The 5,029-nt window shown below is 74.7% G+C and carries 3 protein-coding genes and 2 pseudogenes; 1 reads left to right on the forward strand and 4 read right to left on the reverse strand.

The features are described from left to right. A pseudogene (locus CCN29_RS32285) lies at nucleotides 1-1,458 on the forward strand (M4 family metallopeptidase); the annotation flags it as partial. 28 nt (nucleotides 1,459-1,486) lie between these two features. Here the strand turns inward: CCN29_RS32285 and CCN29_RS32290 are convergent. The 4 genes and pseudogenes from CCN29_RS32290 to CCN29_RS32305 all read right to left on the reverse strand — a co-directional run. After that, nucleotides 1,487-3,625 carry a molybdopterin oxidoreductase family protein gene (locus tag CCN29_RS32290; protein WP_031018811.1) on the reverse strand — a complete coding sequence of 713 codons (2,139 nt, stop codon included), beginning with the start codon at nucleotides 3,623-3,625 and terminating at the stop codon, nucleotides 1,487-1,489. A 115-nt stretch (nucleotides 3,626-3,740) separates the two neighbouring features. Beyond that, nucleotides 3,741-4,139, reverse strand: a pseudogene (locus CCN29_RS32295) (DNA-binding protein); the annotation flags it as partial. Further along, nucleotides 4,136-4,384: a hypothetical protein gene (locus CCN29_RS32300; RefSeq protein ID WP_006129677.1), complete on the reverse strand. Its 249-nt coding sequence runs from the start codon at nucleotides 4,382-4,384 to the stop codon at nucleotides 4,136-4,138. The pseudogene CCN29_RS32295 and the gene CCN29_RS32300, both read right to left, overlap by 4 nt. Nucleotides 4,385-4,420: 36 nt before the next feature. After that, on the reverse strand, nucleotides 4,421-5,029 hold a 609-nt coding region (locus CCN29_RS32305), incomplete at its 5' end, for a SanA/YdcF family protein (RefSeq protein WP_442538615.1).

The following is a 5,029-nucleotide window of genomic DNA, read 5'->3' on the forward strand; positions in this document are numbered from 1 at the left end:
GGCGCGGCCGACCGCCCCACCCGCGCCGCCACGATCGACGCCGCCGCCTCCGTCCTGGCCGACCGCGCCGACGCCCTCGGCCTCACCGCCGCCCAGGACACCACGGTCCGGGACGTCGCCGTCGACGCGGACGGCAGCCGCCACGTCCGCTACGACCGCACCTACCGCGGACTCCCCGTCCTGGGCGGCGACTTCGTACTGCACCTCGCGCCCGACGGGTCCTACCGCGACGTCACCCGCGCCACCCGCGCCGCGATCGACCTGCCCACCGTCTCCCCGCGCCTCGCCGCGCCCCGCGCCGCCGGCCTCGCCGCGAACCTGCTGCGCGCCGCCCACCTCGGCGAGACCCTCGAGCGGCTCACCGCCCGCCCGCAGCTGGTGGTCGACGCCCTGCACGGCGCCCCGCGCCTCGCCTGGCGCACCGACGCCGCCGCCCAGGACTCCGCCGGCAACCCGGTCGCCCGCACCGTCCTCACCGACGCGCACACCGGCGCCCGCATCGACGCCTGGGACCGTCTGGAGAGCGCCACCGGCGACGGCAGGTCCCTCTACGGCGGCACGGTCCCCCTGGAGACCACGCGGACCGCGTCCGGGTACGAGCTGAAGGACCCCACCCGCGGCGGCACCTACACCGGCGACGCCGGCAACGGCACCGACCTGTGCGTCCTCGTCGTCTGCGTCGTCCGCGCCCCCGCCCCCGTCGTCACCGACGCGGACAACCACTGGGGCACCGGCACCACCGCCGACCGCGCCACGGTCGCCGTGGACGCCCAGTACGGCACGAACGTCACCTGGGACTACTACGAGGACGAGCACGGCCGCCGGNNTGCATGACCTACGGCGACGGCGACGGCACCCGGATGGGGCCGCTGGTCGCCCTGGACGTCGCCGGGCACGAGATGACCCACGGTGTCACCTCGAAGACCGCCGGGCTGACACTCCGGCGAGTCCGGCGGCCTCAACGAGGCCACCTCCGACATCTTCGGCACGCTGGTGGAGTTCCACGCGGCCAACCCCGAGGACCCGGGCGACTGGCTGATCGGCGAGGAGGTCGTCCGCGACGGCTTCGGCCGGGACGCCCTGCGGTACATGGACGAGCCGTCGAAGGACGGACTGTCGGCGGACTGCTGGGACGCCTCCGTCAAGGACCTCGACGTCCACTACTCGTCCGGCGTCGCCAACCACTTCGCCTACCTGCTCGCCGAGGGCAGCGGCGCGAAGAATCTGGGCGGCGTCGCCCACAACTCCCCGACCTGCGACGGCTCCACGGTCACCGGCATCGGCCGCGCCAAGCTCGGGAAGATCTGGTACCGGGCCCTGACGGTCCACATGACCTCGTCGACCGACTACGCCGGCGCCCGCACCGCCACGCTGAAGGCGGCGGCGGACCTCTACGGCGAGGGCGGCGCCGAGTACGACGCGGTCGCCGCGGCCTGGAGCGCGGTGGGCGTGGGCTGACCCGCCGGCGGTCCGAGAGGCGGTGCGCTCACGGGCGTACCGCCTCCAGGCGTACCGCGCACGCCTTGAACTCCGGCATCCGGGACGTCGGGTCGAGCGCGGGGTTGGTGAGGGTGTTGGCGCGTCCCTCACCGGCCCAGTGGAACGGCATGAACACCGTGTCCGCGCGGATCGCCGTGGTGATCCGGGCCGGGGCCACCGCCCGCCCGCGCCGGGACACCACGGCCACCGGGTCGCCCTCGGCGGCGCCGATCCGTTGCGCGAGCCGCGGGTGCAGCTCCACGAACGGGCCGGGCGCGGCGGCGTTCAGCTCGTCCACGCGCCGCGTCTGGGCGCCGGACTGGTACTGCGCCACGACCCGCCCGGTGGTGAGCAGCACCGGGTACTCCTCGTCGGGCTCCTCCGCGGCCGCCCGGTGCGACACCGGCACGAACCGCGCCCGCCCGTCCCCGGTCGCGAACCGGTCGAGGAAGAGACGAGGCGTGCCGGGGTGGACCTCCGCGACGGCGCGCTCGGCGGGCTCGGCGGACTCGGCGGGCGCTACGGGGGCGGGGCACGGCCAGAACACCCCGTTCTCCTCCGCCAGCCGCCGGTAGGTGATCCCCGAGTAGTCCGCCGGGCCGCCCGCGCTCGCCCGCCGCAGCTCCTCGAAGACCTCCTCGGGGTCGGTCGGGAAACGCTTCTCCGGGCTGCCCTCGCCGCCCAGCCGCGCCGCGAGCTCGTGCAGCACCTCCAGGTCGCCGCGCACGTCCGGCGGCGGGGCGACCGCCCGGCGGCGCAGCAGCACCCTGCCCTCCAGGTTGGTGGTGGTGCCGGTCTCCTCGGCCCACTGCGTCACCGGCAGGACGACGTCGGCGAGTTCGGCCGTCTCCGACAGCACCACGTCGCACACCGCGAGGAAGTCCAGCGAGCGGATCCGCTCCTCGATGTGCGCGGCGCGCGGCGCCGACACCACCGGGTTGGAGCCCATCAGCAGCAGCGCGCGGATGTCCGTGCCCAGCGCGTCCAGCAGTTCGTAGGCGCTGCGGCCCGGCCCGGGCAGGCTGTCCGGGGCGACGCCCCACACCTCCGCGACGTGCGCCCGCGCGGCCGGGTCGGTCAGCTTGCGGTAGCCGGGCAACTGGTCGGCCTTCTGGCCGTGTTCGCGCCCGCCCTGCCCGTTGCCCTGCCCGGTCAGACAGCCGTACCCGGACAGCGGGCGCCCGGGGCGGCCGGTCGCCAGGGCCAGGTTGATCCAGGCACCCACCGTGTCGGTGCCCTTGGCCTGCTGTTCCGGACCCCGCGCGGTGAGCACCATCGCGTGCTCCGGCGCGCAGAACAGCCGTACCGCCTCGCGCAGTTGAGGGACGGGCACGCCCGTGATCCGCTCCACGTACTCCGGCCAGTGCGCCATCGCCGCCGCCCGGGTGTCCTCCCAGCCCGTCGTGCGCTCCCGGATGTACTCCTCGTCGGTGCGCCCCTCGGCGACGACCAGGTGCAGCAGGCCCAGCGCCAGCGCGAGGTCGGTGCCGGGGCGCGGGGCGAGGTGCAGGTCGGCCTGCTCGGCGGTGCGCGTGCGGCGCGGGTCGACGACGATCAGGGTGCCGCCGTTCTCCTTCAGCTCGGTGAAGTAGCGCAGCGCCGGGGGCATGGTCTCGGCCGGGTTGGAGCCGACGAGGATCACACAGCCGGTCCGGGGGATGTCCTCCAGCGGGAACGGCAGCCCCCGGTCGAGCCCGAACGCGAGGTTGCCCGCCGCGGCGGCCGACGACATGCAGAACCGTCCGTTGTAGTCGATCTGCGAGGTGCCCAGCACCACCCGCGCGAACTTCCCCAGCGCGTACGCCTTCTCGTTGGTGAGCCCGCCGCCGCCGAACACCCCGACCGCGTCCGCGCCGTGGTGCGCGCGAGCGCCGCCGAGCCCCTCGGCGATCCGGTCCAGCGCCTCCTCCCAGGAGGCCGGCTCCAGCGTGCCCGCCGCCGACCGCACCAGCGGCGAGGTCAGCCGCACCGCCGAGGACAGCACGGCCGGCGCGGTCCGCCCCTTCACGCACAGCGCCCCCCGGTTCACCGGGAAGTCCGCGCGCTCGCTCACCTCGACGCCCCGCCCGTCGGCGGCCGGCGTCAGGTTCATGCCGCACTGCAGCGCGCAGTAGGGGCAGTGCGTGGACGTCACGGTGTTTCGCATACGGCCCAGGCTGCGGTGCCGGTGTTACGCACCACGCCGACCGCTGTTACACCCGGGACACGACGACCTCTCTGCCGCCGGACGACCCCGGTGAGGGACCGCCGCGCCTGCCTCGGATGCCGACGAGCCGGACACGGTCCCCGCACAGCCGCGCCATGTCGTCGATGTCGGAGGTCAGTACGACCACGGGGCCCGGCTGGCGCAGCGCCGTCTCGGCCACCGTCGCGTCGATCGCGTACGTGTGCCCGTGCAGGCCGGCCGCTTCGAGCAGCTCCGCAGCCGCTCTCGCCGCCTGCTCGGTCACCGGCTCGACCCTGACGCGGGACAGCGCCCACCGCATCCGGGCGGTGTTCACCCGTGCGTGACCCACCTCGACGATGGTGTTGGCTCCGACGACGAAGTCGGCTCCCGCCGAGTGGAACACCTGGAACATCGCGGCGATCTTGCGGTCCTGCGCGATCCAGGCGGAGAGCCCTTCGGCGTCCAGGACGACCGTCTCGACGTGCCCGCTCACGCCGCGCTCGCCGAGCCGCCGGCCTCGGTGTCGTCGAAGATCCGGGAGCGGGCCTCCGCCAGTTCCTCCTCGGTGAAGGCGCCGTGCTCCTCCTGATGACGCAGGAGATCCGCCCCGAGCATCTGGTACCGCAGCTGACGAGCCACGGCTTCGGCGACATAGCCGGAGACGTTGTCGGTGAGCTTCTTGAGCTCGGCGACCTGCTCCGTCGGGAGGGTCACCGTGATGCGCGTCGTATCCGCCATGGGTAAAAGCATGCTCCGGTATGCGCGCGGGAGCTGTCAGTCCGGCGTGCCGGGATCCTCGGCGTCCGCCAAGGCCCTGCGCACCCCCGGCTCCTCCGGCCCCAGGAAGTGCGGGTCCGGGCGGAGCGCCGCGTCCAGGGCCGCCTTGCCCGCCGCGAGGATCTCGCGGGCGCCCCCGTAGTACCAGGTGACGTCGTGGCGGTCGTCCACCCCGACGCCGTACGACGTGACCCCGGCCGCCTCGCACAGGGCCACCGCGCGGCGGATGTGGAAGCCCTGGCTGATCAGCACCGCGCGGTCCACCCCGAAGATCTTCCGGGCGCGGACGCAGGAGTCCCAGGTGTCGAAGCCCGCGTAGTCGCTGACGATCCGCGTGTCCGGCACCCCGTGCCGGGTCAGGTACGCGCGCATCGCGTCCGGCTCGTCGTAGTCCTCGCGGCTGTTGTCGCCGGTGACCAGCACCACCCGGACCCGCCCCGCGCGGTACAGCTCCGCCGCCGCGTCCAGCCGGTGCGCGAGGTACGGCGACGGCTCCCCGTCCCACAGGCCCGCGCCGAACACCACGGCCACCTCGGTGTGCGGCACGTCGGCGACGGTGCGCAGCCGGTCGCCCGTGCTCAGCCGCAGCCAGGTCGCCGGCAGCAG

This window comes from Streptomyces pseudogriseolus, from assembly GCA_002154585.1.
Lineage (GTDB): Bacteria > Actinomycetota > Actinomycetes > Streptomycetales > Streptomycetaceae > Streptomyces > Streptomyces pseudogriseolus.